This window comes from Mojavia sp. (assembly GCF_059505145.1).
Genome location: NZ_JCACKA010000018.1, coordinates 1 through 25394, shown reverse-complemented (window position 1 = coordinate 25394; position 25394 = coordinate 1). Strand labels below are relative to the sequence as shown.

Sequence of the window (25394 nt, the reverse complement as noted above, 5' to 3'; positions counted from 1 at the left end):
GGAGCCACTGCGTCGGGCGGCTTTGCCGACTCCCTCATTGGCGTCGCGCAGAGAGTATAAAGAGTTTTAGATTTCAATACATAAAATTTCATCCCTTGATTGAGCAACACCAAGAAAACTTATTCCCTTCGCGCACTTTGCGACAGCAGTGGCTCATGGGGGAAACCCCCAAGACCGCGCTGTCTCGTCTTTGCGGTTCGTTAATTCATCCCTATTTTATGCAACCCCGTTGGATGGCTTCACAATAGCGATCATTATATGGGAACAAATCATCATGAGGTTTATCGACTGTAATAAAACACCGATGCTTGACTAACTCAATTCGCTCTTGAAATTCTAGATCATCACTTTCAGCCTTCTCACACTGTCCTAGACTTAAATCATTTTTGCCGTCAACGTTGTAGTAAATAACGTCATCAATTTTATGATCTCGTCGAAAACTCGTTCGCCACTGAGAATTGCTTCCCCAACCATATGAGAGGTCTTGGCATCGTCGGTTTTTTCTACTGTAAGTCCAGTACAATGTTGATTCCTCTGCAATTAATTTTTTGATGTTCGCTATACCTCCAGTTACACAAGTACCAGCGCGAGAGAACATCATATTTCCAATCATGAGACAATCCCACAACGTACTGGCAACAGTAATCTCTGTGTGTTGCTGCTCATCTTGAATAACCTTAACTATTTCGTGATAAAACGGCGAAAACTCTGTAGGTGTCACTACCTTAAAACCAAGCGATCGCATAAAGTTAAGGTAATTTCTGCTTGTGATTTCTGCTCCTGAAGTATCAATTTCAGTATCCCCACAACGAAGGCGTAAAAGTAACAAATCGTTTACACGGGACAGCGCGTATAACTGCCACAAATCTTCAATTGATGCCTCTGGTATCGGAGAACCGCGTCTTATAGAAAAATTGCTCAACCAAGCTTTGATTGACATTGCATTCGCAGACCACGGATGCAATATATCTGAATAAAGATTAGTTCCTTGATAGCTAAGAATCGAATCAAATAGTTCACGATACGGTACTTGACAGATGTGCATTGCTTATAGAAACAGCCTGCAATGGCCAAAATCAATTCATGCGATCGCATGATCGCACTATGGAAGATAATTTGTAATAAGTTTTACTTATTTTTTTGAGCAGCTAGTTTCTGCTCTTGCTCATCACACCAAGCTGCAATTAACTCTTTAGCAATGCTGCTCATATCCGTTTCTGATTGGACGCACAAGGACTTGAAACGGATCTTTAATTCTTTGCCAATTATTAGTTTGACTGTATCTTCGGGTTTTGCCATCCCATAATTCTGGCATGGCGTAGGAGGAACATTATCACTATTCCCCTACTTGGTTTTGTTAAGTATAATAACAGACGGAGTGGATACTTTTTGCTAGCAGTGTATTACCCTCACCAGAACTCAGAAGCTACTTTCGTAGAGTATCAGCTTAGATGACATCCTTCACTTTCCCCATTAAAGAATCTGTGAATTTACCCCAATCGCTTCGCAGTTCTGAAAAATGCTCACGGGGATTTTCATCCATTGACTCAGCCTTGCCATAAGCAATGATGAGTAGTGTTAGGGCTTCTATTGATCGTCTAGCCGCCTTTGCAGCTTCATCGCTAGATATGCTTTCAGGAGGTGCAGTCGCAATACTCCGAAGTGGTTCCCACATCTCCCGATAGAATCGATGTCGTGTATTAATACGAATAATCACTTGACCATCAATATGCTGAGTATCAATTAATAAATTTCCTGGAAAGTCAACAGACTCCACGATAAATGGCAAATCCTTGATAGACTCGCAATATAGCTGCCGTTCTTTTTGCTTCTCTTCATCTTTACCTGGCAAAGCATCTCTAGCCAAATCTTCAATAATTCTTTCCTTTTGTTTTGGGTCGATTAAAACCTTTACCCGGCTTTTAGGCATTGTCCTATTTGCTTCTTTAGCAGCCTCAAGTAGGGGATAATGTTCACCCTGATGATCATTCGATTTTCGTGAAACTTCACCCCACACTTCATTAATACAGTTGAGTGCTTCTGGAATATATCTAGAGAAGAGGTCACGAAGCTGTCCTTTTAAGTCATCGTATGGCTCTACACCCCTCTTGACATTTCTGACTCCAAAGTAAGCATCAAGCTCCGGCTGAAATGAAACTTCAATACCAATAAATCGGTGAGGGGAAGCAACTCTTTCACCGAAGATTCTAGGTAATGTAGTATAGTTAATTTCGCGGTTCAACCGAACAAAACTAATTGCCCCTTGATTTTCTTCAAGACGTAAATTCCTAGTAAGCTCATCTTTCTTATTTGTTGCGTATTTTTTGCGAATTACTTCGCTGGGGTAAACTGTAATTGTGACCTTGTAAGAAGACTGTCCAATCTCAATGACTTCTCTTGCAATTCTCTTGGCAGGAAAATGTGTTTTAGTTGCTTCAGGTAGTGGAAACTCCGGCTTTTTACGAGTTTTTTCAAAAGATTCTCTTAGAGGAGAATAGTATTCGTAAAGAACTTTATCACCCCATGTCCCCTCCATACGCATCAGAGGATCGTGTGGCAACAAATTTGTACCATCAACACAAATTTTAATACCATCATCTAAAAAGTAGCGAAACATGCGGGATAACTCATACTTGATTTCGGCTTTTAGTGCCCTTGCATCAGGAGCTTTTTTTCCTTCTTCTAAGCGATCTACTTTAGACCAAAGTACAATTGTTCCGCTATCTTGGGGAATAAATGACAGAATATTCTTTGGTAATGGTTCAACATTGGGGGGAGCAATGCCAACAGTTTCACCTTTCTGTTCTTCTTCTAATGCTTCTTCCAAGTCAAAATAGGCATGAGACCAAGGTTCATCCTTATTTGTGCGGCTCCAAACATCAATGCGCTGACCGTAGTTAAGTGCTGCAAGTTTTGCTCCTACGCCATACTTACCAATTGTGTCAGTTTGCATGTATCGAGTGGAAAAACCTACTTGAAGATAGCGTTGTAAGATGTCCAGTTCCATCCCATCACCATCATCAATCATAGTAATGCAGTGAATATGTCTCTTCCCAGACCTAGCCTGAGACTCTTCAAAATGCAGAGTAATATTATTTGCATTAGCTTCTAAGCTATTGTCGATGACTTCACCAAGAGCAGCAGGTAAACTATAACCAGAGTCGCGTAGAGACTGTAAAGCGTGTCCTGTTAGGACAATGGGGAGTTTTTCAGTCGATACTAATTTTGTAGAAGTTGCTTGGCGTACCATAGGTTTGTTGTAATTTACTCAAAGTAATTAAGCAGCGCGTTTTCGTAACAACGGTTTGAAGGTAAATGTCCTTATGAGATATCAAGCAGGCTCCTGAGAGTCTAAGTATATCTGCACAATTTGGCGTACTTTTTGACGTAACCTATTGGCAGTGCGTTGCGAGACACCACAGGCTAATGCTGTAGCAGCAACACTCTTGCCGTTAATCATGTCCTCGAAGCATTTGCTCATATTCTTGCCAGATGCAGCAATCACCATGCTTAGTTGTGCCTCTAGATCGGAAGAAGCATAGAGTTTTACTTCTTCGTTCCAAGTGGGTGTAAGTAAAGCTACTTTCCGGCATAGCCGACGCTGCCGAATCTTTGTCCTTTGAATGCTGAACTTTGCATTCCTTATGATGTCGTAGCGAAAAAACTTTAAGTTTTCTTCCTGGCTTTTAGAATTAATGGCGAGTGAAACTGCGTGTTCAAGAATCTCCGCTTCAGGTGAACCAGGGTTTAGCGTCTTAAGACGCTGCTGCATTTCAAGCACAGCACGCCAGCGAGTGTTGAGCGCTCTTGTCATAATATTTGTATGCTTTCCGTACTCAGCCGCCTCTATACCGAGTGCAGCTTTGTGTGTTCATCTTATACGGCACCATAATGTAGCGCAATATGCCAAAATTCCTGCATTCCTGACTAAAAGCCCTTTTAAATGCCAACAATGTGCCGTGGCTAATGGCTAAGGACGTTAAAGCAATAATTTATACTCATATTTTTAACCATAGTCGTCGTGGTGTTTGCAGTAATCAGAATCAACAAACTAATCAACTAAAAATTAGCTATCTTGCCATCAGCCTGTTCATCAAGGCTGTTATTGCTAGCTCATAGACCTAATCATGGCAGGCGCGATCGCACTCTAAAGTATTTCTGTAATATTGTTGTTTGTATCACAACCCTAACCAACTTCGTAGGGATTGCTCTAACTGCTCGGCATCAATATCAGCCAATTTACCAATCGTCACTACGACCAAACTCTCATGCACAGTATACAGTCCTCGCTTGACTGCTGTAGCCACATTTAGTCCTGCTACTTTCCATTCAGATAAAACAAACTCACCATTAAGTAACGATGTGGTTTTGCTTGTTAACGGCGTGATCATGATGTCTTGCGATGGGTGTGACGCACTTACGACAACTGCGGGTCTTACTTTTGAACGGGACAAGTCTGAAAAGGGGTATTGAACTAAGATAATGTCATTTTTGGAGTAGCTGGGCATAGACATCATCCTCAGTGTTGTCCCAAACCGCATCAAGAGATGATTGACTTGCTTGCAGCCAAAACTCGGCTTCATCATCAGGAAGCAGTGTTACTAATACTCTTGTGCCTTCAGGTAGCTCTACTGACTCCAGCAGTTCTATTTTTCCTTGTCGAACAGTAGCCCAAAGTGTTTTTAGCATATTTCTTGTTGACGATCTTGTTATAGCTAGTTCATAAATCCAATTACGACAGGCGCGATCGCTGCAATTTCATCGCTTTGCTAGATGTTGCTCACCCACTCTAACGACGGCTTGCGCTGCGATTTTACACAATCCTGTAAGTAAAGATTGATCAGGCTCTGATAGGAAATGCCGGTTTCTTCAGCTAGGGCTTTGAAATAATCAACGACATCCTCCTCAAGCCGAATTGTCACCTGCTTCTTCAGCTTCTTAATGTATGGATTTTTAACAGACTGGGAGAAATCGTACTCTTCTTTCATAAGGAAAAACTTTGATATTGCTGACGCTCTTTTTTAGTAGCTTTTCGAGCCGAGATGATGCGGATAGCTTCCTCACTTTCCTGATACAGATGGCACACCAATAGTAAACGCAGTGAATCACTCATACCCAAAAGTATGTAGCGATCCTCTTCCATAGAATGCTCAGGGTCATAGAGCAAGCGGGCATTTTCATCATAAAAGGCACTTTCTGCCTCCTCGAACGATACACCATGCTTTTGCTCATTAGATCTAGCCTTGCGTTCATCTCACTCGAATATCAATTGACTCATAATTACACTGTATTTACAATGTATATGATCAGCAAGTTAAGTGGGCTAGGAAATAGAAGTTTCTCAATACCCACTCCAAGCTCAACTTTAATCTGTGAGTAAGCAAGTCTCTGGAGATGCTTATGGTAGACGCGATCGCTCTCTAGATAATTTAAACTCAAGGTGAGACCGATCATTTGCAGCTTGTGTTATGTCATCAACTTTAGATTCTTTACCACCTGCTCTTGCTAAAATTGTCCAGCGCTTCCAAAGGGCTTCTGAGCCTAAGCGACGCTACGAACAACTCATCTGGTACGCTCAGAAGCTGAAAGAATTTCCAGAAGCTAACAAGATACCAGAAAATAAAGTTCCGGGTTGCGTTTCTCAGGTTTATGTGACAGCAACGCTCGATGATGATCATGTTGTGTATCAAGGCGATTCTGATTCCCAATTAACCAAGGGTTTATTAGCACTGTTGGTTGAAGGGTTAAATGGGTTAACTCCCACAGAAATTGTCCAACTGACACCAGATTTTATTCAGGAAACTGGTTTAAACGTCAGCCTGACTCCTTCCCGCGCCAATGGCTTTTATAACATTTTTAAAACCATGCAAAAAAAGGCGTTGGAATGTAAGTTAGAACAATAGTAATGAGTATTGAGTAAAAACTCATGTCTACCAATTTGTTATCAACTAATGATGCTGTTGGATTTGGTGGAGTAGTTCAAGAATTTCTCTGGAATTGGGAAAATCAATCATTGCGAGTGGTTTACGAAACCCTTGGCCAAGGTTCACCACTATTGCTACTACCATCTTTCAGCAGCGTTTCTACACGCGAAGAAATGGGTGAACTTGCTAGATTACTAGCCCCGCATTTTCAAGTTGTAGCTGTAGATTGGCCGGGTTTTGGTGAATCTTCTCGACTCAGTTTAGATTACCGTCCAGAGTTATATCAGCAATTCCTAGAAGATTTCGTCAAATCTGTCTTTAATACAGCAATTACTGTCTTAGCCGCTGGTCATGCTGCTAGTTATGTGTTGAAGTTAGCTGTAAAACAGCCTGCTGCTTTTGCAAAAATTGTCTTAGTGGCTCCCACTTGGCGCGGCCCTTTGCCCACAATGGGGGCAAATCCCCAAGTAGCGGGTATGGTCAGAGGATTGGTGCGATCGCCTATTGTTGGTCAAATTCTCTACAAGCTCAACACTCTGCCATCTTTCTTAACTTTTATGTACCGCCGCCACGTTTTTGTAGACGCGGCTAGATTGACACCCAGTTTCATCGAGAAGAAGTGGCAAACAACTCAAAAACCAGGAGCGCGATATGCTTCGGCTGCCTTTGTGACTGGTAATATCGATGCTGTACACGAGCAATCTGACTTTCTAGCATTAGTGCAATCGCTTTCTGTGCCATTGATGATAGTAATTGCAGAATCTTGTCCGCCCAAATCAAAAGCAGAAATGCAGGCTATGGCGGCCTTACCAGGAGTAAGCAGCGTTGTGCTTCCTGGTTCTTTGGGACTGCATGAGGAATATCCAGCCGCCGTTTTAGAAGCCGTGCTGCCTTTTTTAAAGGCGCTATCATAGGCAGATAATGATTATCACTACAGTTGCTTTGAGATTATGATCTCTGCGGAAACCTCGAATTCTGTACCTGTAACCGTTCTGACTGGCTATCTCGGTGCAGGTAAGACGACCTTATTAAATCACATCCTCACCTACGAACACGGCAAAAAAGTTGCTGTCATCGTTAATGAATTTGGGGAAGTGGGCATTGATAATCAACTGGTTATTGATGCAGATGAAGAAATTTTTGAGATGAATAATGGCTGTATCTGTTGTACAGTACGCGGTGACTTGATTCGCATCATCGGCAACTTGATGAAGCGCCGCGATAAGTTTGATCATCTAGTGATTGAAACTACTGGTTTAGCTGACCCTGCGCCAGTGATTCAAACATTCTTTGTCGATGAAGATATGCAAAACCAACTGTCGTTAGATGCAGTGGTAACAGTTGTAGATGCCAAGCATATCTGGCAGCATTGGGAGGCGGATGAAGCCCAAGAACAGATTGCTTTTGCCGATGTAATTTTATTAAATAAAACTGATTTAGTAGCACCAGATGTATTAGAAGAATTAGAAAAGCGGATTCGGGGGATGAATGCTTTAGCGAAAATCTACCGTACCCGCAACTCAGAATTATCAATGGATGCGCTGTTGGGTGTGCAAGCCTTTGACCTAAATCGCGCTTTGGAAATTGACCCAAATTTCTTAGGTGAAGATGCCCACGTACATGATGAAACTGTCTATTCTGTAGCTTTGGTAGAAAAAGGTGCAATTGATGGACAAAAATTAAACAATTGGATGACTGAGTTACTACGTACCCAAGGGCCAGATATTTTCCGAATGAAAGGCATTTTGAATATTGCTGGGGAAGATAATCGTTTTGTATTCCAAGGTGTGCATATGATATTTGATGGCAGACCCGATCGCCCCTGGAAACCCAACGAAACCCGTAAAAACGAACTAGTCTTCATCGGTCGCAATCTGAATGAAGCCAAACTTAAACAAGATTTTCTCGCCTGTCTAGTTTAAATGTGATTGGGCATTGGATAAAGAAGACAAGGAGCATGGGGGATGGGGGGACAAGAAGCAAGAGTTAATCATGGTTCTTTCCCCTTGTCACCTTGTCTCCTTGTCACCTTGTCTCCCCTGCTAATATCTCCCTGCACAAGCTGCTTTTTCCTAGTCCCCAGCCCCTCTTCACCCATATAACTATGAGTTCTATAACCAGCCAATCCAAGATATTTGAAGAACACTTTTCAGTGTTGCTTGCAGATTATGTAACTGCGATCGCTTGGTCGCCTGATGGTACAACCCTAGCAGCAACTTCCGCCGCCGGGGAAGTAGTGCTGTGGAATAATGACGACTTAGCAATTTTGCAGACTGGTAATGGTAAATCAGTTGATTGCATCGCTTATTCCCCGGATGGGAAATTTTTAGCGATTGGGGGACAGGATGGACAGGTAAAAATTTGGCGCGAAACTGAATTAATTGCCACTTTGGAAAATGCCCCTGCATGGGTTGACAAGCTAGCTTGGAGTCACACCAGTAACCAACTGGCTTTTAGCTTGGGGCGTTATGTCCAAGTTTGGGATGCTGATACTAACGAGATTGCCATCACGTTGAATTTTGACAACTCATCTGTATTAGGTATTGATTGGCGCAGGGATGGACAGTACTTAGCTATAAGCGGTTATCAAGGAGTCAAGATTTGGCACACTCAAGACTGGGATGATGAACCATACATCCTATCTATGCCTAGTGTTAGTGTCGCTATGGCTTGGTCGCCTGATGGTAAATTCCTGGCTTCTGGCAACATGGATCGCAGCGTTACCGTTTTGGAGTGGGAAAACCCCGACCCTTGGGTAATGCGTGGCTTTCCTGGTAAGATTCGTCACTTAGCATGGTCAGAAGCTACTACCCAATTGGGTGCGCCGCTTTTGGCATCCTCTAGCGTTGAAGGCATTGTAGTTTGGCAAAAGTTGGAGGATGATTCTTTGGGTTGGGAAGCGCGAGTATTAACTAATCATGTTGGTGTGATATCTGCGATCGCCTTTGCACCCCAAAGTTTTCTACTCGCTTCTGCTGCTGCTGATGGCTGGCTATGCTTATGGGACGAGGCACAGGAAGTTAGTCAAATTCTCACAGGTGTATCAGCAGGAGTTTCGTGTTTAGCTTGGCATCCCCAAAGTCAACTACTTGCCGCAGGTGGCGAACAAGGAGAATTGCTCGTTTGGTCAAAGGTTTCTTGAGATCAATGATTGAAACATCAGGTTATATGTGAATATACTTTTTTAATTGAAGTAATTACATATAAGCCTTTCCATAAATAGCCACTACTTTCGTTTTAAAGTTGCTTTTTATGCAATATCTACTTACGTAGCTAGATTCAAATCTGTAACCCAATCTGGGCACTAATTAAAAATTTAACAGTCTTTAGCCTCAGTAATCGCTGTTGAACGTAGCCAATTTATTGGCTATGCTGTATCAGCAGCAGTCTGTATGTATGAATTATGAACATAGCCAAACTGATTTTGCTTGCTTGTCCTCTACTTCTGACATCTGTGTTGCTGATAGCTAATCCAGCACAGGCATCTGGGATGAAATCTGCATCGGCTACACAATTTATGAATGTAGCATCTGTATTACCAATTCCCGATTTAGTAACCCCCCAGGTGGCTCCACAATCCAATCCGATTATTGATCAAGTTGGTTGCAATTGCGCTAACTGTGTTCAGTCTAAATTTCAGATGTTGCAAGGTAAGCTACCATCTGTCGGTTTTTAATAAAGTTGAAATTATTAGTTATCAGGGCACAGCAATGAATGTTGTGCTTTTATTATTTCAAAGTGTTACGAACGCTTCAAATATTAAATATTTTAGATTCCGCAAAATATTGTTGTTAATGATATGCCATTTCTAGCCTAGTTAATATATCTTGGGTAAGACGAAACAGCAGCGCCTATAGAAAAATCCGCAAACAACTCACCAGAAGCTAATCTCCGGGCATCCACACGTCATTTAGCTGCCGCTACAATTTTTTAAGATTTATGACTAGCTCCGCGCCACCACCCCGTATTAGTAATCAGCGCTATCATCACCATATTCCACACCTTAAGTTAATTATCTTTATCAATTTGCGGCTTGATGCAGACACATAAGGAAAGTGGGGTAATTAACGCTTTAGCAACTTAGTAAAACAAGCGTACTAAATACAGCTTACTGGCTACGAACCCTTGCATTGCTTTCTAGATCGTACTCTTGCCAGTAATCCTAGGATTAGTTACTCTAACATCTGCCAGCTTATAAGGCGTTAACAGATCAGTTTTGAACTTCTAAGATTTCACTGATTAACTAAATGATAATGATTATCTTTATTATAAAATCAGTCGGAGTGAATGATGCTAAAAAAATTATCAACAATTAATTCTTTACGTGCTGCTTTTGTTGCCCTGGCTATTGGATTGGTTGGCTGTGGAAACCAAGCTACAAGCACCTCATTAACTCAAACTGCTAGAGTTAACGAGAATTTGCCTCAAGTTGTAGCAACGACAAGTGTGTTGTGTGACTTAACTCAACAGGTTGCTAAAAATACTATTAACCTTACCTGCTTGATTCCCCCTGGTACAGACCCTCACATTTACCAGCCAAAGCCTGAAGATCGCCAAGCTCTTGAACAAGCTAATCTCATTCTCTACAATGGCTATAACTTAGAGCCTAGGTTAATTCAAATCATTAAAGCAATTAAAAGTCCTGCGCCTAAAATTGCTGTTGGGCAACTTGCGGTTCCAAAACCACAGAAGTTTCGGGAAGACGGCAACATAGTAACTGACCCTCATATTTGGCATGATGCGAAGAATGCTATCAGAATGGTGGAGGTAATTAATAGCAACCTGGGAAAATTAGAACCTAACAATGTAAAAACTTATAGCAGCAACACGAAAAAAATCACTAACGAACTCACTCAAATAGATCGCTGGATAAAATTAAGAATTGCTAGTATTCCTACCAATCACCGCAGATTAGTTACAAACCACAATGCACTCGGTTATTATGCTAAAGCTTACGGTCTTTCTTTAGCTGGTGCTTTAGAAGGACTAAGCACTAAGGCGAATCCGACAACCGCACAAGTGAAGAATTTGGCTAAAAATGTTCAACGGGCTAAGGTAACGAAAATTTTTTCCGAGACGTCAATGAACTCTAAGTTGATTAAGTCTGTAGGCGCAGAGGCGAAAGTGAGAGTTTCAGCAAGAAAACTTTATACCGATGGGATAGGAGAAGTAGGAAGTGAAGGGGAAAACTATCAAAGAATGATGGTTGCCAATACGCGCACAATTGTAGAAGGGTTAGGAGGGACGTACCTAATATTTGAACCGAAAGCTTCCCAATAGTCTCAGCAGGAAAATAGAGGCGATCGCCTACAATCAAAAGATAATTCAACAGCGATCGCTTTGTTACATTATTGAACCTGGCTTCACCATCCCCAAGTACCGGGAGAACCTTTGAATGGCCCAACTATATCACTGGTGATCCAGCCACCGTAAAAGTTACCTGGTTGCGGTTGCACTTTTTCGCCATCGACATAGCAAGCATCCATAATATGGGCGTAAAAAGCTATATGGTCTTTTAAAGATGCAAAGTTAGAGGTGGGATTAGGGTAAAACCAACCAGCATTTTCTACTTCTTTATCGCCGACACGAAGAGTATAATAACCTGCACGTCCTTTCCACTCGCAAAAGCTAGATTGTGGTGTCAAAAACAAGTATTCCATTTTGATATCAGCGGGTGGAATATAGTAAACAGGTGGGTGGCTAGTTTCTAAAACACGCTTGGCATTGTGAGTATCTACAATTTTTACCTCATTGAATATTATCTCAATATGTTTATTTGTTTCCTCAAGGCGCGGAGGGCGTGGATAATCCCAAACTGATTCCTGTCCAGGAGAGGGTTCGATGCGTTGAGGGTAAACCATAGTTACAATTCAAAATTCAAACTTCAAAAATTTCTTGAGACGGATATAATATTAAGTCTTAAATAAAAAGTTCTTTTAAGCTAATTTATCAGAAATAATATTGTTTGTTATTTACAACATTATCATAGATAAGCTGTTGTACACTTTTGATGCACAACAGCGCCAGAGCAATAAAAAGAAAGGAGAATTGAGGATGAATTTAACAAGTTATCTTGTTTGTTCATAAACTCATTAATTCAAACCCATCTACAGATATATTGCTTAACGGACTTGTTTAAGGCTTTCAACTTGCTTGGTAAATAACTCGGTGAACAGACTTATCACTGACCTTTCTTCACGAACTTTAATATTGGCGCTGATCGACATCCCCGACTGCAACGAGATTTTTTTATCTTTTATCGGTAGGTACTGTTGATTCAATTTAACTTGCGCTGGAAAGCGATAAAACTGATGTGTTTGATCAGGGGGTAAAGCATCAGAACCGATTTCGGTAAGTTCTCCTTTGATATCACCAAACTCGCTGAAAGGAAAAGAATCAATCCTGACATCAACCTTCATACCTTTGCGGACGAAACCGATATCTTTGTTAGTAATAAAAACCTCAGCGATGAATTTATCATTAGGAACAATTTGTAGAAGTTTTTGGGTGGGATTAGCCACATAACCGGGATTTTTCGCTTGTAAATCAAAAACGGTTCCTGCAACTGGAGCGCGAAGTTCTTGATATTTAACATTCATCTGAGTTTGCGAAATTTTGCTATTGACATCTGCCAAACGCTGTTCGTTCTCTAGTAAAATTTTCGTGAATTGACTATCAATGTCAGCAATTCGTTGTTTTGTTTCAGATATTTTTTCTAAAATGCCTTTATCTGAAACAGCTACAGTATTGGTTAATTGCTGTCGTCCTCTTTCAATATCGAACTGGAGACGTTTTTCTTCTTCAGATAATTGGGCTACTTCTGCGCTGAGGTTTTGTACTTGTTGTTGCTGGTTGAGATACTGAAGCTGAGAAATGCCCCCTTCTTCTGCTAATATCTTGATTTTATCTAAAATTTTCTGCTGGATAGCTAAACTTGCTTGAGTATCCTGCCTTTTGACTTGAGTTTGAACAAGTTGTTTTTTAATTTTTTCTACTTCTAACTGCGCCGCAGCAGAGCGGGAATCTAATTCTCTTTTAGCAACTGCTATACGTTGGCGCTCATCACTTCCCAGTCCCGTTTCTGTGCCAAAATTTTTTAATTGAGTCCGCAACAATTCATTTTCTGCAACTAACGCCGCCCGACTTTTTAATAGAAAAGCAGCTTCTTGTGGTAAGTTACCGCGCAAAAACTCAAGCTCAGATGCTGTTGCGGAACTTGCACCCATCAATCGGCGATAAAGTTGATTCTCTTGAATGATTGCAGCACGAATCTTGTTTAAAGAATTTAATTCTGCACGGGTGGCGACGGAATCAAAAGTCAGTAGTAAATCTCCAGGTTTTACCGCTTGCCCATCTTTAACATACACTGCTTTTACCACCCCAGTCACAGGAGCTTGAACTTCTTTAACTGTTCCTTCCGGCTTTAATTGTCCTGCTGCTGGGACTACTTGCTCGATTTTGGCAAAATAAGCCCAAGCAATGCCAAAACAGGCTAATCCCATTAGGGATAGCATGATTGTGCGTGACCAAACTGGAGATTGGCGGAGTACAACAGATTGCTCGAAGTTAACCTCTTTGTAGTTTCTTAAAGGCTCTTTAGGAGTTTTTGCTGGAGTTGTCAGTACCCGTGAATCTGATTCTCCTGCATGATTATGCTTACCGTTAGTATTACTTCCGTTGAGGTTATTTCCATTTAGTTGAGTCATAAGAATTTTAGTTTTTAGATTGGTAATTGTTATTGAGTTATCAGTTATTAACTTGTGTGTTGATAACTGATAACTGATTAATTACAAGTTTACTTCTTGCTGCTGATAAAGGTAGTAATAATGACCTTTAGCCGCCATTAACTCTTGATGGGTTCCTTGTTCTGTAATTCTGCCGTTATCCATAACGACAATTGTGTCTGCATGACTAACTGTACTGAGGCGGTGGGTAATAAAAAATACTGTGCTACCTTGGAATCCGCGAGCCAAATTGAGACAAACTTGCCGCTCTGTAGGATAATCGAGAGCGCTAGTTGCTTCGTCTAAAACTAATAATTTTGGTCGTTGTAAAACAGAACGGGCGATCGCAATTCTTTGTCTTTGTCCACCAGAAAGTGCTGCACCCCGTTCGCCGACGCGCGTATTGTAACCGTTAGGCAGGCTCATGATAAATTCGTGGGCGACTGCAATGCGAGCTGCTTCGATAATTTCTTCGGTTGAGGCTTCAGGATTAGTCAGAGCAATATTTTCCTGAACCGAGCCATCAAATAACAACGGATCTTGTGGAACTACACCCATCTGTCGCCGTAGTGAATAAAGTTCCACTTTGGAAATATCGTAACCATCAACTAAAATTCTGCCGGACTCTGTTTCGTAAAGCCTGAGCAGTAATTTCATCATCGTACTTTTGCCAGACCCGCTTTGTCCGACAATACCAATAAATTTACCAGCAGCCACCTCAAGATTGACATTAGAAAGTTGCAGGGGGCCACTTGCTGCAAATCGGAAGGAAACATTTTCATATTTCACTGCACCGACAATTGCAGGTAAAGGAATGTTTTGACGGTTGCTTTCTGCTTCTTCTGGTGTATCGACAATATCGCTTAAACGCTCTAGAGATAAGGCTGTTTCTTGGAAGCTCTGCCAGAGTTGAGCTAAACGTAATATGGGGCTGGTAACGTAACCTGAGATAATTCTAAAAGCGATTAATTCACCTAAGGTTAATTCATTTTGGAGTACTAAATAAGCTCCTACCCACAACACTAGTAAGCTACTGAGCTTGTTAAGAAAGTTGCTAGTAGAATTGGCTAGGGTGGAAGTCACAACTGTTTTAAAACCAGCTGCTACATAACGCGCATAACGCTCTTGCCAGGAAAAGCGCGATCGCAATTCGATATTTTGCGCTTTCACCGTTTGAATCCCGGACATCACCTCAACTAAATAAGATTGAGTTTCGGCGTTACGTTCGGCTTTGCTGCGTAACTGTCTACTAACAGTCGGAGAGGCAATTAAAGTAATGAGGATAAAGACTGGAATCGTTCCTAAGCCAACCAGGGTGAGTTGCCAACTGTAAAACAGCATGACAATGATATAAACCACCGAAAATACTGCATCTAATCCCACTGTTAAAGCAGTACCAGTGAGAAACTGACGGATATTTTCTAATTCGTTGATGCGAGTTGACAATTCGCCTACCGGTCGGCGTTCAAAATAGCGTAGTGGTAGACGTAGTAAGTGGTCGATAATTTCCGACCCCAAACTCATATCAATCCGGTTGGTAGTATCGACAAATAAGTAAGTTCGTAATGTGGTAAGTATTGCTTCAAATATGCCAACCACTAATAGCAATACTCCTAAAACATTTAGGGTGCTAATACTATTTTGAACGATCACTTTGTCGATAATTAGCTGAATCACCAGTGGATTAGCTAACGCTGCCAATTGCACAAAAAAGGAAGCGATAAAGACTTCGATCAATACCCGACGGTGACGTGACAAATAAGGAACAAACCATCGCAACCCAAAGCGCTCTTGGGGTGTTTCTTTGGTGGGAGCGAGCATTAGCACTCTCACCTGAGGTGGCATATTGGTTTCATCAACGTCTAATCGAGCCACCAATTCAGCAGGTTTGCAGCGTACAATTCCTTGAGCAGGTACACCAACAACTACAGCATTTGCATCTGCTTGATATAAAACAGCAAAATTCTCGCCATAACGAATCAATGCTGGTGTAGGAATCCGTGTTATCGAGGTGGCGGGTATATCTACCAGATGAGCCTTGAGTCCGATTAACTCTGATAGGTAGGCACAAAGTTGAAATGATAGAGTACCTTGGCGTTTCATTTGCTCTGTTAAGATGCGGCGCACCACTTCCCGGCGAAACGGGATTTGCAAGTGCTTCGAGAGCATTTGAAAACAGGCAAAGGTTGAATTTAATTCCCCAGTACCGCGAAAGAACGGGTATTTTATGTGTTTTGGTTGACCTTTTTGTGCGCCTGCTGCTGATTGTGGAACTTCTTCTTCAGGTGCATAGGGAATATCGAGCTCGTCTGTGGTGTTGGACTGGCTGTCGGTTGTTACCTGAAGCTGTACCTGATGAGTGTCGAGGAATAACAAGTCTGAGGGGGATAAGCCAATTAGACGTGCAGAATTTGGCCCTTGAACTTCAATTGTTTCGCCATCACTCACTTCTAAGCGCGAACCAGGAGAGAAACTCCTGACTGTACCGCCACTGACAAACCAGATGCGATCGCTATCTAATTGATGAGCCGGGAATCTTCCTGGTAAAAGGTAATTTATCTTCGCCTGTGGTAAAGCTTTTTCTGCCAGTTCTTTGAGATTAGCGCTAGCTAAAGCGTGCTGCTCTAGTTGTAAACCTAAGACATCAAATACTTCGATCACATGAGCGCGGTTCTTGCGGATATTGGCAAAAGCTGGAAATGAAGAAAGCAGACGTAAATATTCAACCGCACTTAAGGTTAAACATACCAGTTCGGTGGAAGCGATCGCTGTCTCACAAGCAACCTGGCGTAAAAAACCAATTTCGCCAAGGATTTCTCCAGGTTGCAACAACTTTAGAGTTATTGGCATTTGCGTCTGGGGGTCATATCCCAACAGGCGCGCTTGTCCCTCATAAATTATTGTTATTCGTTCGGGAATGAGTTCTTTACCGACGATTTTTTGACCTATGCGGTAGCGCCATGCTTGCAGTTGTTGTGAGATCTGAGCATTCTCTTCTGTAGGTAATAGGTCAAACCCTTCCAGGGTGCTAAGAAATTCTTGAAAGGCGTTCTTAATATAAGTCATGCCTAGTTCATGTAATTAGTTTAAATATTATGTCTGGGTAGTTGGTAATTACCAAGTAGTAATTGGCTACTGTGCCATGAGAGGCTTTTCCATGACCTATTACCCATTATCAGGCTTAAAAGTTACTTTGATTGCGAAGTTTTACTTAAAAAAAGTTATCTTTTAATTGACTAATTTGCCAACTCTGCTCAACTATTTGTGCTGTAGCCAACTATTAAAATGTTCATTAAGGAGTGGCAAAACCTCTGCGGCGGCAAGTTTGCGTTCGCCTAATTGTACAAATGCAGTCATATAATGTGTGATCTAAGTTACCGCTGTAATCAGTTGTGTTAAAAAACGAGAATAGCGGTAAAAGGTTTAGAAAAAGTTTTGAGTCGGTTAAAATTGCACTCATTACATCCTCATAAGTAATATGGGATACCAAATATACTTTCAATATGAGTACCCATATACCCATATCACTTATGATAAGCGCTCGCCTATTGCTAACTTTCAATAACACACTTTTCTTACCTAACAGGGAAGACACTATCTCCCTGTTGCCAAAACCGCTTTTTCACAATTTCTCGAAATTCTTCTATATCTGTTAAACAATTTGCGAGCAACTTTTTCAATTGCTGCACTCGCTCGCTAACTCCATAACTAGAGACTTCATAATTAAAGCTGCCGGAGAATAATAAAGCTGGCAGTGGTACTTTATCAGCTTGTTGAAATTCAACTGAACTTAAATTTAGAACTAATGGACAGCGTTCTAATTGATACAAAAAGTTAACAGCTGCCTGTACGGGAGCTAAACCCAAGCTAGACCAAGGCCCAGGCGATAATAATCTACCGACAATAAACTCTTGCCCTATATCTCGCCCATTGGGAAAAACCATAATAATTTTAGGATTCATACTAAATCCTTGGTAGTCAGCATAGGGTAACTTATCAATAAAATTATTTGCTAAATTTAGTATCTGTGGTTGATTTGCATTTTCAGGAGAAACTGTTTCTCTGAAAGATACGCTACGACCTTGAGCAATCAGACTGACTCCATTTTTAAAGACTATTTGAGCCATATTAGAATTGACAATTGGCTGTTGCTGTAATTCCCAATCTAATGGAAATATCCCGCTCATTTTGAGAAAATCTGGTTGGATAATTGTGGGATTAATTTGGTTGCCAACCAGCACTATAGACAATTCTTCAAAACTTCTAGTTTCTGTTACAGGCTCAGAATTTAATTTGGGGTCGAAATTTATCTGCATATTTCTTATTGCTAAATCCAGTAAGTAATTTTAGTAGGTAACTTAATCAAAAACTAGGCAAGTAGACGTAATTAAACGTAAAATCCTAACCTTTGAAAAGCGCTCTGAATGGGTGTTCCCCGGTCTGCAACGGCATTTGCTCTACTTAGTGAGCCACTTCGACGAGCGGGTTTCCACGCCAGTCCACACAACGAGAAAAGCACCGTAAGCGGCTGGCTAAACTTGTGCAAAGTGACGTAAAATTCCAAGGCTGTAATGTATATTCTGGCATCTGCTATCTGTGTCTTACTTATCATCAATCATTCTACCCAAATAAAAAAATTATGTTGAAGATTTGTATTAGTACATCCACAACAATAAATAAGTATAGATTCATACAATTAAAATAGCTTCTACTGAATAAAAAACATAAGAGCTAGCATGAGTTTGCTAAGGAACTGTGGTTATAAAATTTTCGTAGAAGCTTAGATATTGATTTATACTTAAATACCACTTATTACGTATAACAAGCTTGGAAGAGTAAGATACCAGATAATTGCTAAAGTTTATATATTTTAATGTTAAATATACGGAATCCAGAATTACCTTTATCTCTACTTTAAAATACATCCTCACAGTAAATATACTTTTTGATTCAACGGGTAGAATATATTAGTATCATTATTTACCACTAACAAGTATTGTTCACTAATCCATAGCCGTTATATGCCAAAGATGAAAAGTTGCAAACCTCAGTCGCTATAAAAGTTATCAATACCGAATATCCGTAATTTCGCGATCTAATTTTATTTTTTATTAAAAAATCATTAATTCCATGAAGGTGGAAGCTAACCGAATACGGTAAATTGTTCTTGGCTTACGGAACTTCTCCCGCCTTGATGAAGCTGATATGAAGCCAGTAGATATCCATGAAGGTATTGAAAGTACTTTAATGCTGTTGCAGCAACGTTTTATAGCAAATTCAGCGTATCCAGAAATTACCATTAATAAAGAGTATGCTCAACTGCCTTTAGTTACCTGCTATGCTTCGCAATTGAATCAGGTATTTATGAATATTCTCAATAATGCTATTGATGCAGTACACAAGCATAATCAGAAGCGATCGCTCGCAGAAATTGAAAAAAATCCCAGTAAAATTACAATTTGTACCCAACTTCTGAAAAATAATTGGGTAAGAATTTCTATTCAAGACAATGGTACTGGGATACCCCATGAAATTAAGGAACGCATCTTTGATCGATTTTTCACTACTAAACCTGTCGGTGAAGGTACTGTTTTAGGATTATCGATTAGCTATCAAATTTTTGTAGATAAGCACAGAGGCATACTCAAGTATATTTCTGAAGTGGGGAAAGGTACACAATTCTGGATAGATATTCCCATGAGCTAAGAGCTTACAATTCCTACCAAGTTGATGTGGCAGCTGTAGGATAGAGATCCAGTATCAACTTATGATTTTCTATGTCTGCTACACCTATTTTGTCTTCGGTTGACTCTCCTATCTCAGGAAAATTACAATTAGCAATTCCTCCCCTATTAGGTGCTTCGGTTGCCGAGTTAACAGCTTGGGTGCAGCAACATGGGCAGCCTGCTTACAGAGGAAAGCAACTGCATGATTGGATATATCACAAAGGAGTGCGATCGCTAGCTGATATCTCTGTATTTTCAAAACAATGGCGTGCTGAAGTCGCAAACATTCCCATCGGACGCTCAACTATACACCATCGTTCTGTTGCACCGGATGGTACGGTAAAGTATCTGTTACAACTTGCAGATAGGCAAATTATTGAAGCTGTTGGTATCCCCAGCGACAAGCGTTTAACAGTATGCGTCTCAACTCAGGTGGGTTGTCCAATGGCGTGTGATTTCTGCGCCACTGGTAAAGGTGGCTACAAGCGCAACCTGGGAAGGCATGAAATTGTTGATCAGGTGCTGACTGTGCAAGAAGATTTTCAGCAACGAGTTAGCCATGTGGTTTTCATGGGCATGGGCGAGCCATTATTAAATACTGAGAATGTATTAGCAGCACTGAGATCCCTCAATCAAGATGTCGGTATTGGACAGCGATCGCTTACTGTTTCAACTGTTGGGATTCGCGATCGCATCCGTCAGCTAGCACAACACCATTTACAAATCACTCTCGCAGTTAGTCTTCATGCGCCTAACCAAGCACTAAGAGAACAACTCATCCCTAGCGCTCGCCCTTATCCCTTAGAAGAATTGCTGGCTGAATGCCGAGAATATGTGGAAATAACTGGCCGCCGCGTCACTTTTGAATATGTACTTCTGGCTGGTGTCAACGATTTGCCACAACACGCACTCGAATTGGCAAAATGCCTGCGCGGTTTCCAAAGTCATGTCAACTTAATTCCCTACAATCCCATCCAAGAAGTGGACTATAAACGCCCCAATAGCGATCGCATTCAAGCTTTTGTTAAAGTGCTGAAGCAACAACAAATTGCTGTTAGCGTCCGCTATTCTCGTGGTTTAGAAGCTGATGCTGCTTGTGGGCAACTCAGAGCAAATAAAAAATCCTGAGTACTGAGTAACGAGTGCTGAGTGAATAATTCATTACTATATTTACTCACAACTGCGAAGTTAATACTCACAAATCAACATTCCCAACTCAGCACTCAGCACTCACTTATTGGTTTACATAAATACCTGGGGCATAAGCTTCAATTACTCTACCAGTGCGAGTACAAGTGATCATTAAATAGTCACAACTTGGGCATTGTGTCCGAGTTAATTGGCTATCAGAAATATAGTGACGTTCAGCCTTACTACCACAATTAGGGCAGCAAATTTTTTGTACTATCTGCATTTTAAAATCCCTGGTTTTAATAACTTCTGGTAAAAAAGAGCATCAATTAAACCAATAAATTTCTGGTTTAATTTTACTTAATGAAGATTTGTATCACTTAGCTGCTCGTTTGAAATAAAATTTCAGCCTGAAAAAAATTTGGTATTTGTATCTATTATTCTAATGTGTCTATGATTTGACCATCCCGCTTTAGATATATAAATTCATTTTTGAAATATTGCTGCTTAGATATTCACTGATCCCCAATGCTAATGCCTAGATATTAACTTGTTTATAGTGATCTCAAGTAATTAAGGCTATATTAATAGCAAAAAGTGAAAACCTGAAAAATACTGTATATTTAGTCACAATTCTTCCGTTTTAAGTTTTAATTAAGATTTTTCGAGTTGATATGGGGATGAAATTTTGGTAAAAAAATTAATTAAAATTTCCAATGAACGAGACTAGCTGCACAAGCTATGTCTGCTAATCTATCTGGTGGAACAATTTAACTAAATTTTCCTATGCTAGGGAATAGCTGTATTGGCTATGTCTGCTAATCCAGTTGTTGGTAATGGGTCATATAGCAATCCGATTTGATTCCTGAATCGCTTGTAGAGATACGGAACAGGGAATAGGGAATAGGGAAGAAGGAATAAAGGTGTACCTAGCTTCGCAAAAATCAAATAGGAGTCCTGTATCATGTCCCGTGAAAGACTTATCATTGGGATTAACGCAAAGACACGGAAACGCGGGGACTCAGAGAGCTTTTATCACAAGCAATTAGACAGACTTGATATCATGGGTAATCAATAATTAATTTTCACAATTATTAATTGCCCATAAATTATTTTCTCGCTTATGTTGTGGTTCCCTTAGCATCAGGCTTATTTACATCTGTTAGCTTTAAGAAGGATGAAAATAATCGTAAATTTCTTGAGCTAAACGTGGCCCAATGCCGGGAACCTCAGCAAGCTGTGTGGGTGTCGCTTGCCGAATATAATCAACAGAACGGAAATGCCCTAAAAGCACCTTTTGCCGATGGTGTCCCAAACCAGGAATTTCATCTAAGCGCGATCGCTTTAACTTGTCACTGCGCTGCTGACGATGGAAACTCACAGCAAATCGGTGCGCTTCATCTCGTAATCGTCGTAATAACTGCACTCCTGGTTGTTCTGCATCGGTTTCTAAAGGTTGGGATTCTCCTGGCAGAAAAATCTCCTCTTGTCGCTTGGCAAGACTAATAACTCGCAAGTCTTCTAATAAATTCATCTCTTGCAAGACAGCCACAACCGATGATAACTGACCTTTACCACCATCGATCATAATTAAATCAGGCCAGTCAGGATTGCCAACCCGTGACAAATTTGGATCTTCAGCATACTTACGGAAGCGACGCTGAATTACTTCAGCAAGACTGGCAAAATCATCTGAATGTCCTGTTGTGACTGTAGGATTTTTAATTTTGTAGTGGCGATAGTGTTGCTTGGCAGGTAACCCGTCGATAAATACTACTTGAGAAGCGACTGCGTTTGACCCCTGAATGTGAGAAATGTCATAACCTTCAATGCGGTGGGGTAAGTCAACTAAATCCAGAATAGTTGCTAAATCTTGCGTTGCTTGGTGGTTGCGATCGCCCAATTTCTGCATTCTTTGCAATTCATACAGGGCATTGCGCTCTACCATCTCAATTAATTCTGCCTTAGTTTGCCGCTGGGGAGCCAAAATAGTGACTTTTCTACCTTTGCGTTGAGTTAAGATATCTGCCAATATCTCTCCATCTGGCAGTTCATGCTGCACCAAAATTTCTGCGGGAATTTCTACCGAATCAGCAGTTTGGTAATGTTCTTCTAAAACCCGTTGTAAGATAGCACCCGATTCGGCGTGTGCATCTGCTACAAATGCCAAGCGTCCTACCAATTGACCAGCCCGGATTTGGAATAACTGAATGCAGGCGTGTTGTTCATCAGTTGCGAGTGCGATCGCATCCCGTGAAACTGTATCATCCGGTAGGGAAACTTTTTGATCCGCAGTCAGCGACTTTAAACCACTAATTTGATCGCGAATCCGCGCTGCTGATTCAAAGTTCAGCCCCTCAGCGGCTTTTTGCATCTGTTGAGTCAATATATCAATCAGTTCCTGAGTCCGACCTTGGAATACCATCGCCACCTTTTGCACAGTTTTGCGATATTCTTCTGGTGGAACCATCTGTTGACATACGCCTGGGCAGCGTCCTAAATCATAGTTCAAGCAAGGGCGGTCTTTAAAAAGTGGTTGCGGTCTTTGTCGCAGTGGAAAGATGCGCTTACACAGGTGTAATATCCCTCTTAATAAACCCGCATCTGTATAAGGCCCGTAGAATTTATCTTTTTCTTTACCTAATTGACGTTTACGGGTAATAAAAATTCGAGGATAGTCTTCTGACCAAGTGATGCAGACATAAGGATATTTTTTATCGTCTTTGAGCAGCACATTAAAATATGGCTGGTGCTGCTTAATCAAGTTGGCTTCTAAAGCCAAAGCTTCAGCTTCAGTATCGGTGACAATGAATTCAATTTCTGCCACCTGCTTAACCATTGTGGCAATGCGTTCACTTTTGTTGTAGGCATCACGGAAATAAGAACGGACACGCGATCGCAACTTCCGTGATTTCCCTATATAGATGATATGGTCGCCCCCGTCCCGCATGAAATAAACACCTGGTTCTGGTGGAATTTCGGCTAGACGGCTTTCTAGGCGTTCTGGATCTTTAACCAGTGTTTGAGCAGTTTTTGTCACTACCAAAATCAGATAATTTATTACTCCACCTATCTCTATTGTAAAGAAAATAAATTCTTTGTGTTAATTTCAAAAGCTTTGTATCAAGTCAATATTAAGTACAGACTGAGGGCTATTGCATCGTTACATTAATCCATAGCTAACCTTAATAAGATGATGTTTAGTTCGCATTACCAATAATTCATATAATTTTTATAAAGCTAATAGCGCATTTTACGTAAATTTCCAAGTTGTGATGCAATAAATTGTTCTTTAACGCTGGAATACAACGTTTCTACTTATTTATTCACTGTGAAATCAAATTATAAATAAGCCAAATAAATAAAATATAAAATCTATAGCAATCCGGTTTAATTTTTGAAAAAATCGCCTACTTTTGAAGCTTAAGTGTAGGGTGGGTAATTCCCAGCGCTAGACGCTACAAGCTGGGTGTTTATGATTAATATTTATAAATTATGAAATATTAATTGAGACAAGCTTAGGAATATAGATGACTTTGAAACCAATTACCGTGAGGTAATGGTTGAAACATTGAACGAACTACAAATTACAACTTTACTGGTAGCAGAAACTCAACTTCAAGTTTATCAACTTAGTCGTTATGTAGCAATTTTTTGTAAGGCTGTTGAAAAATTAATCATCAAGCAGAAAATTGAGTAGCGAATAAAGAAAAAAGTACGAAGCTTATATGTGTTCAACAGCTAACTTCTCTTCGATTGCAAGCATCAAATCTTTGAGATTGATAGGTTTAACAAAGTAGCGACAAGCTCCTAATTTCATAGCTCGTTCTTGATCTACTTTAAAAGCAAATGCGGAAACTACAATGATGGGTATCTTTGATAAGTCTGGTTTTTGCTGGATTTGTTCTAGCAGTGAATAACCATCAATGTCTGGTAATTTTAAATCAAGTAATATTAACTCCGGATGAAATTTTTCTACAGTCGAGAACAAAGCAGAACCTACTGACAAGCTGTAAACATCGTAGCCACAGTAACTTAGATAGTCACTCAGCAGCATTCTATTAACATCATTGTCTTCAATTAGCAAAATGCGTCTAATTGGGCGCGAATATAATCGCTGTTTTATAGAAAGTAATTGTGCCGTCATTGTTAGCTATGCTCTCAGTTCAAAATTCATAAATTATTGTCAAAAACTTAAACAAAAATCCATAGAAAGCGTTTGAAATAATAGCAAATTCGCTCATCCAATGCAGCTACAAGTCTAATTAATTGAGTCTGCCTGCTTTTCCATGCTTCATCATAGTATGATCCTAAAGGCTATATCTAAAAAAAGTTAATATTTTCTTTAGCTCAATTTTGATGAAGTTGTGGTACTAAATAATTGGCTTATTTTAGAAGTTGCTGGTTACTGCGATCAGCAATGTGGGAACTTCTTTGCTTAATAGTTGTGCCGAGAACACAATTAATATCTGGTATTGGGCAGAAAGTATCCATATAAAAAGCATATAACTGCTCTTTTGCTTGATTATGACATTTAAAGTACAAATTAAAATCAAGTTTAAGAAACTGAGATATCAATTAGGTAAGCCGCCTGTAGATTTTTAATAAAAAAATGACAAATACTGAAATATTTTTAAATAAATTTACTTAAGTATATTACAGTAGCATAAAAAACTATGTATAAGTTGAAGATTATTGGTTCTGGAACGCTACTGTTATCCGTTGAGGTCGTTAATAGGTAATAAGTGATGGGTAATTAGCTCTTTTGCAAATTACCCATCACTACTTAAAAAAGTGATTACCCGTAATTAATATAATTAGGACTTACGCACTTAAGTCTGAAACCCTGATCCCCCCTAACCCCCCTTAAAAAAGGGGGAACGTCTAAA

Annotated in this window: 25 protein-coding genes and 1 pseudogene; 10 read left to right on the top strand and 16 right to left on the bottom strand. The window is 40.4% G+C overall.

Annotated elements, in window-relative coordinates; genetic code table 11:
- Positions 1-211 precede the first annotated feature (211 nt).
- The 4 genes from AC5JL8_RS01765 to AC5JL8_RS01750 form a co-directional block, all read right to left on the bottom strand.
- The gene (locus tag AC5JL8_RS01765; RefSeq protein WP_495878059.1) at positions 212-1045 is read right to left on the bottom strand and encodes a hypothetical protein; all 834 of its coding nucleotides are present in this window, start codon (positions 1043-1045) and stop codon (positions 212-214) included.
- Positions 1046-1128: 83 nt separating this feature from the next.
- Positions 1129-1299: a hypothetical protein gene (locus tag AC5JL8_RS01760; RefSeq protein WP_166507572.1), complete on the bottom strand. Its 171-nt coding sequence runs from the start codon at positions 1297-1299 to the stop codon at positions 1129-1131.
- Between the two features lie 148 nt (positions 1300-1447).
- Positions 1448-3250 carry an ATP-binding protein gene (locus AC5JL8_RS01755; RefSeq protein ID WP_495878058.1) on the bottom strand — a complete coding sequence of 601 codons (1803 nt, stop codon included), beginning with the start codon at positions 3248-3250 and terminating at the stop codon, positions 1448-1450.
- 81 nt (positions 3251-3331) lie between these two features.
- Positions 3332-3814 (bottom strand): hypothetical protein, encoded by a 483-nt coding sequence (locus AC5JL8_RS01750; protein WP_495878057.1) that lies wholly within the window; start codon positions 3812-3814, stop codon positions 3332-3334.
- Between the two features lie 152 nt (positions 3815-3966).
- Here AC5JL8_RS01750 and AC5JL8_RS01745 point away from each other — a divergent pair, with 152 nt between their 5' ends.
- Complete coding sequence (locus AC5JL8_RS01745) at positions 3967-4119, top strand: hypothetical protein (RefSeq protein WP_495878056.1); 153 nt, start codon at positions 3967-3969, stop codon at positions 4117-4119.
- Between the two features lie 59 nt (positions 4120-4178).
- On the opposite strand, the gene AC5JL8_RS01740 is transcribed toward AC5JL8_RS01745, so the two are convergent.
- The 4 genes and pseudogenes from AC5JL8_RS01740 to AC5JL8_RS01725 form a co-directional block, all read right to left on the bottom strand.
- The gene (locus AC5JL8_RS01740; RefSeq protein ID WP_495878055.1) at positions 4179-4508 is read right to left on the bottom strand and encodes a type II toxin-antitoxin system PemK/MazF family toxin; all 330 of its coding nucleotides are present in this window, start codon (positions 4506-4508) and stop codon (positions 4179-4181) included.
- Complete coding sequence (locus AC5JL8_RS01735; protein ID WP_495878054.1) at positions 4486-4689, bottom strand: hypothetical protein; 204 nt, start codon at positions 4687-4689, stop codon at positions 4486-4488. Before AC5JL8_RS01735 ends, AC5JL8_RS01740 begins: the two co-directional genes overlap by 23 nt.
- Before the next feature lie 80 nt (positions 4690-4769).
- Positions 4770-4988: a DUF6364 family protein gene (locus AC5JL8_RS01730; protein WP_495878053.1), complete on the bottom strand. Its 219-nt coding sequence runs from the start codon at positions 4986-4988 to the stop codon at positions 4770-4772.
- Positions 4985-5242: pseudogene (locus AC5JL8_RS01725) on the bottom strand (BrnT family toxin); the annotation flags it as partial. The pseudogene AC5JL8_RS01725 and the gene AC5JL8_RS01730, both read right to left, overlap by 4 nt.
- A gap of 226 nt (positions 5243-5468) precedes the next feature.
- On the opposite strand from AC5JL8_RS01725, the gene AC5JL8_RS01720 reads away from it, so the two are divergent.
- From AC5JL8_RS01720 to AC5JL8_RS01695, 6 genes are all read left to right on the top strand, one after another.
- A complete protein-coding gene (locus tag AC5JL8_RS01720; RefSeq protein ID WP_495878052.1) occupies positions 5469-5903 on the top strand; it encodes a SufE family protein in 435 nt (144 codons plus the stop codon).
- 23 nt (positions 5904-5926) lie between these two features.
- On the top strand, positions 5927-6838 hold the full coding sequence (locus AC5JL8_RS01715; RefSeq protein ID WP_495878051.1) for an alpha/beta fold hydrolase: 912 nt from the start codon (positions 5927-5929) through the stop codon (positions 6836-6838).
- A gap of 36 nt (positions 6839-6874) precedes the next feature.
- Positions 6875-7846: a CobW family GTP-binding protein gene (locus AC5JL8_RS01710; RefSeq protein WP_495878050.1), complete on the top strand. Its 972-nt coding sequence runs from the start codon at positions 6875-6877 to the stop codon at positions 7844-7846.
- 182 nt (positions 7847-8028) lie between these two features.
- Positions 8029-9066 carry a WD40 repeat domain-containing protein gene (locus AC5JL8_RS01705; RefSeq protein WP_495878049.1) on the top strand — a complete coding sequence of 346 codons (1038 nt, stop codon included), beginning with the start codon at positions 8029-8031 and terminating at the stop codon, positions 9064-9066.
- A 261-nt stretch (positions 9067-9327) separates the two neighbouring features.
- On the top strand, positions 9328-9600 hold the full coding sequence (locus AC5JL8_RS01700; RefSeq protein ID WP_495878048.1) for a hypothetical protein: 273 nt from the start codon (positions 9328-9330) through the stop codon (positions 9598-9600).
- Positions 9601-10214: 614 nt separating this feature from the next.
- Positions 10215-11204, top strand: coding sequence for a metal ABC transporter solute-binding protein, Zn/Mn family (locus tag AC5JL8_RS01695; protein WP_495878217.1), 990 nt, complete (start codon positions 10215-10217; stop codon positions 11202-11204).
- A gap of 83 nt (positions 11205-11287) precedes the next feature.
- On the opposite strand, the gene AC5JL8_RS01690 is transcribed toward AC5JL8_RS01695, so the two are convergent.
- The 5 genes from AC5JL8_RS01690 to AC5JL8_RS01670 form a co-directional block, all read right to left on the bottom strand.
- Positions 11288-11785: a DUF427 domain-containing protein gene (locus AC5JL8_RS01690; RefSeq protein WP_495878047.1), complete on the bottom strand. Its 498-nt coding sequence runs from the start codon at positions 11783-11785 to the stop codon at positions 11288-11290.
- A gap of 261 nt (positions 11786-12046) precedes the next feature.
- On the bottom strand, positions 12047-13630 hold the full coding sequence (locus AC5JL8_RS01685; protein ID WP_495878046.1) for a beta-barrel domain-containing protein: 1584 nt from the start codon (positions 13628-13630) through the stop codon (positions 12047-12049).
- An 81-nt stretch (positions 13631-13711) separates the two neighbouring features.
- Complete coding sequence (locus AC5JL8_RS01680) at positions 13712-16714, bottom strand: peptidase domain-containing ABC transporter (protein ID WP_495878045.1); 3003 nt, start codon at positions 16712-16714, stop codon at positions 13712-13714.
- 509 nt (positions 16715-17223) lie between these two features.
- A complete protein-coding gene (locus tag AC5JL8_RS01675; protein WP_495878044.1) occupies positions 17224-17964 on the bottom strand; it encodes a hypothetical protein in 741 nt (246 codons plus the stop codon).
- A gap of 71 nt (positions 17965-18035) precedes the next feature.
- The gene (locus AC5JL8_RS01670) at positions 18036-18260 is read right to left on the bottom strand and encodes a hypothetical protein (RefSeq protein WP_495878043.1); all 225 of its coding nucleotides are present in this window, start codon (positions 18258-18260) and stop codon (positions 18036-18038) included.
- A gap of 593 nt (positions 18261-18853) precedes the next feature.
- Between AC5JL8_RS01670 and AC5JL8_RS01665 the strand changes: the two genes are divergently transcribed.
- Both AC5JL8_RS01665 and rlmN read left to right on the top strand, forming a co-directional pair.
- Positions 18854-19354, top strand: a complete 501-nt coding sequence (locus AC5JL8_RS01665; protein ID WP_495878042.1) for a sensor histidine kinase — start codon at positions 18854-18856, stop codon at positions 19352-19354.
- 71 nt (positions 19355-19425) lie between these two features.
- Complete coding sequence (gene rlmN / locus AC5JL8_RS01660; protein WP_495878041.1) at positions 19426-20502, top strand: dual-specificity RNA methyltransferase RlmN; 1077 nt, start codon at positions 19426-19428, stop codon at positions 20500-20502.
- Between the two features lie 106 nt (positions 20503-20608).
- Here the strand turns inward: rlmN and AC5JL8_RS01655 are convergent, their stop codons facing one another.
- Together AC5JL8_RS01655 and uvrC are read right to left on the bottom strand one after the other, a co-directional pair.
- Positions 20609-20788 (bottom strand): replication restart DNA helicase PriA, encoded by a 180-nt coding sequence (locus tag AC5JL8_RS01655; RefSeq protein ID WP_495878040.1) that lies wholly within the window; start codon positions 20786-20788, stop codon positions 20609-20611.
- An 885-nt stretch (positions 20789-21673) separates the two neighbouring features.
- The gene (uvrC, locus tag AC5JL8_RS01650) at positions 21674-23545 is read right to left on the bottom strand and encodes an excinuclease ABC subunit UvrC (protein ID WP_495878039.1); all 1872 of its coding nucleotides are present in this window, start codon (positions 23543-23545) and stop codon (positions 21674-21676) included.
- A gap of 519 nt (positions 23546-24064) precedes the next feature.
- On the opposite strand from uvrC, the gene AC5JL8_RS01645 reads away from it, so the two are divergent.
- Positions 24065-24205, top strand: coding sequence for a hypothetical protein (locus tag AC5JL8_RS01645; protein WP_495878038.1), 141 nt, complete (start codon positions 24065-24067; stop codon positions 24203-24205).
- Positions 24206-24229: 24 nt separating this feature from the next.
- Here the strand turns inward: AC5JL8_RS01645 and AC5JL8_RS01640 are convergent, their stop codons facing one another.
- On the bottom strand, positions 24230-24652 hold the full coding sequence (locus AC5JL8_RS01640; protein WP_495878037.1) for a response regulator: 423 nt from the start codon (positions 24650-24652) through the stop codon (positions 24230-24232).
- Positions 24653-25394: the final 742 nt, after the last annotated feature.

Bases quoted from the DNA above. Each gene is read 5' to 3' on its own strand.
- AC5JL8_RS01675 (WP_495878044.1), bottom strand. From the start codon at position 17,964: ATGCAGATAAATTTCGACCCCAAATTAAATTCTGAGCCTGTAACAGAA.
- AC5JL8_RS01755 (WP_495878058.1), bottom strand. From the start codon at position 3,250: ATGGTACGCCAAGCAACTTCTACAAAATTAGTATCGACTGAAAAACTC.
- AC5JL8_RS01765 (WP_495878059.1), bottom strand. From the start codon at position 1,045: ATGCACATCTGTCAAGTACCGTATCGTGAACTATTTGATTCGATTCTT.
- AC5JL8_RS01680 (WP_495878045.1), bottom strand. From the start codon at position 16,714: ATGACTTATATTAAGAACGCCTTTCAAGAATTTCTTAGCACCCTGGAA.
- AC5JL8_RS01670 (WP_495878043.1), bottom strand. From the start codon at position 18,260: ATGATAAGTAAGACACAGATAGCAGATGCCAGAATATACATTACAGCC.
- AC5JL8_RS01705 (WP_495878049.1), top strand. From the start codon at position 8,029: ATGAGTTCTATAACCAGCCAATCCAAGATATTTGAAGAACACTTTTCA.
- rlmN (WP_495878041.1), top strand. From the start codon at position 19,426: ATGTCTGCTACACCTATTTTGTCTTCGGTTGACTCTCCTATCTCAGGA.
- AC5JL8_RS01645 (WP_495878038.1), top strand. From the start codon at position 24,065: ATGGTTGAAACATTGAACGAACTACAAATTACAACTTTACTGGTAGCA.
- AC5JL8_RS01685 (WP_495878046.1), bottom strand. From the start codon at position 13,630: ATGACTCAACTAAATGGAAATAACCTCAACGGAAGTAATACTAACGGT.
- AC5JL8_RS01740 (WP_495878055.1), bottom strand. From the start codon at position 4,508: ATGCCCAGCTACTCCAAAAATGACATTATCTTAGTTCAATACCCCTTT.
- AC5JL8_RS01700 (WP_495878048.1), top strand. From the start codon at position 9,328: ATGAACATAGCCAAACTGATTTTGCTTGCTTGTCCTCTACTTCTGACA.
- AC5JL8_RS01655 (WP_495878040.1), bottom strand. From the start codon at position 20,788: ATGCAGATAGTACAAAAAATTTGCTGCCCTAATTGTGGTAGTAAGGCT.
- AC5JL8_RS01710 (WP_495878050.1), top strand. From the start codon at position 6,875: ATGATCTCTGCGGAAACCTCGAATTCTGTACCTGTAACCGTTCTGACT.
- AC5JL8_RS01640 (WP_495878037.1), bottom strand. From the start codon at position 24,652: ATGACGGCACAATTACTTTCTATAAAACAGCGATTATATTCGCGCCCA.
- AC5JL8_RS01735 (WP_495878054.1), bottom strand. From the start codon at position 4,689: ATGCTAAAAACACTTTGGGCTACTGTTCGACAAGGAAAAATAGAACTG.
- AC5JL8_RS01730 (WP_495878053.1), bottom strand. From the start codon at position 4,988: ATGAAAGAAGAGTACGATTTCTCCCAGTCTGTTAAAAATCCATACATT.
- AC5JL8_RS01720 (WP_495878052.1), top strand. From the start codon at position 5,469: ATGTCATCAACTTTAGATTCTTTACCACCTGCTCTTGCTAAAATTGTC.
- AC5JL8_RS01695 (WP_495878217.1), top strand. From the start codon at position 10,215: ATGCTAAAAAAATTATCAACAATTAATTCTTTACGTGCTGCTTTTGTT.
- AC5JL8_RS01745 (WP_495878056.1), top strand. From the start codon at position 3,967: ATGGCTAAGGACGTTAAAGCAATAATTTATACTCATATTTTTAACCAT.
- AC5JL8_RS01715 (WP_495878051.1), top strand. From the start codon at position 5,927: ATGTCTACCAATTTGTTATCAACTAATGATGCTGTTGGATTTGGTGGA.
- AC5JL8_RS01750 (WP_495878057.1), bottom strand. From the start codon at position 3,814: ATGACAAGAGCGCTCAACACTCGCTGGCGTGCTGTGCTTGAAATGCAG.
- AC5JL8_RS01665 (WP_495878042.1), top strand. From the start codon at position 18,854: ATGAAGCCAGTAGATATCCATGAAGGTATTGAAAGTACTTTAATGCTG.
- AC5JL8_RS01690 (WP_495878047.1), bottom strand. From the start codon at position 11,785: ATGGTTTACCCTCAACGCATCGAACCCTCTCCTGGACAGGAATCAGTT.
- AC5JL8_RS01760 (WP_166507572.1), bottom strand. From the start codon at position 1,299: ATGGCAAAACCCGAAGATACAGTCAAACTAATAATTGGCAAAGAATTA.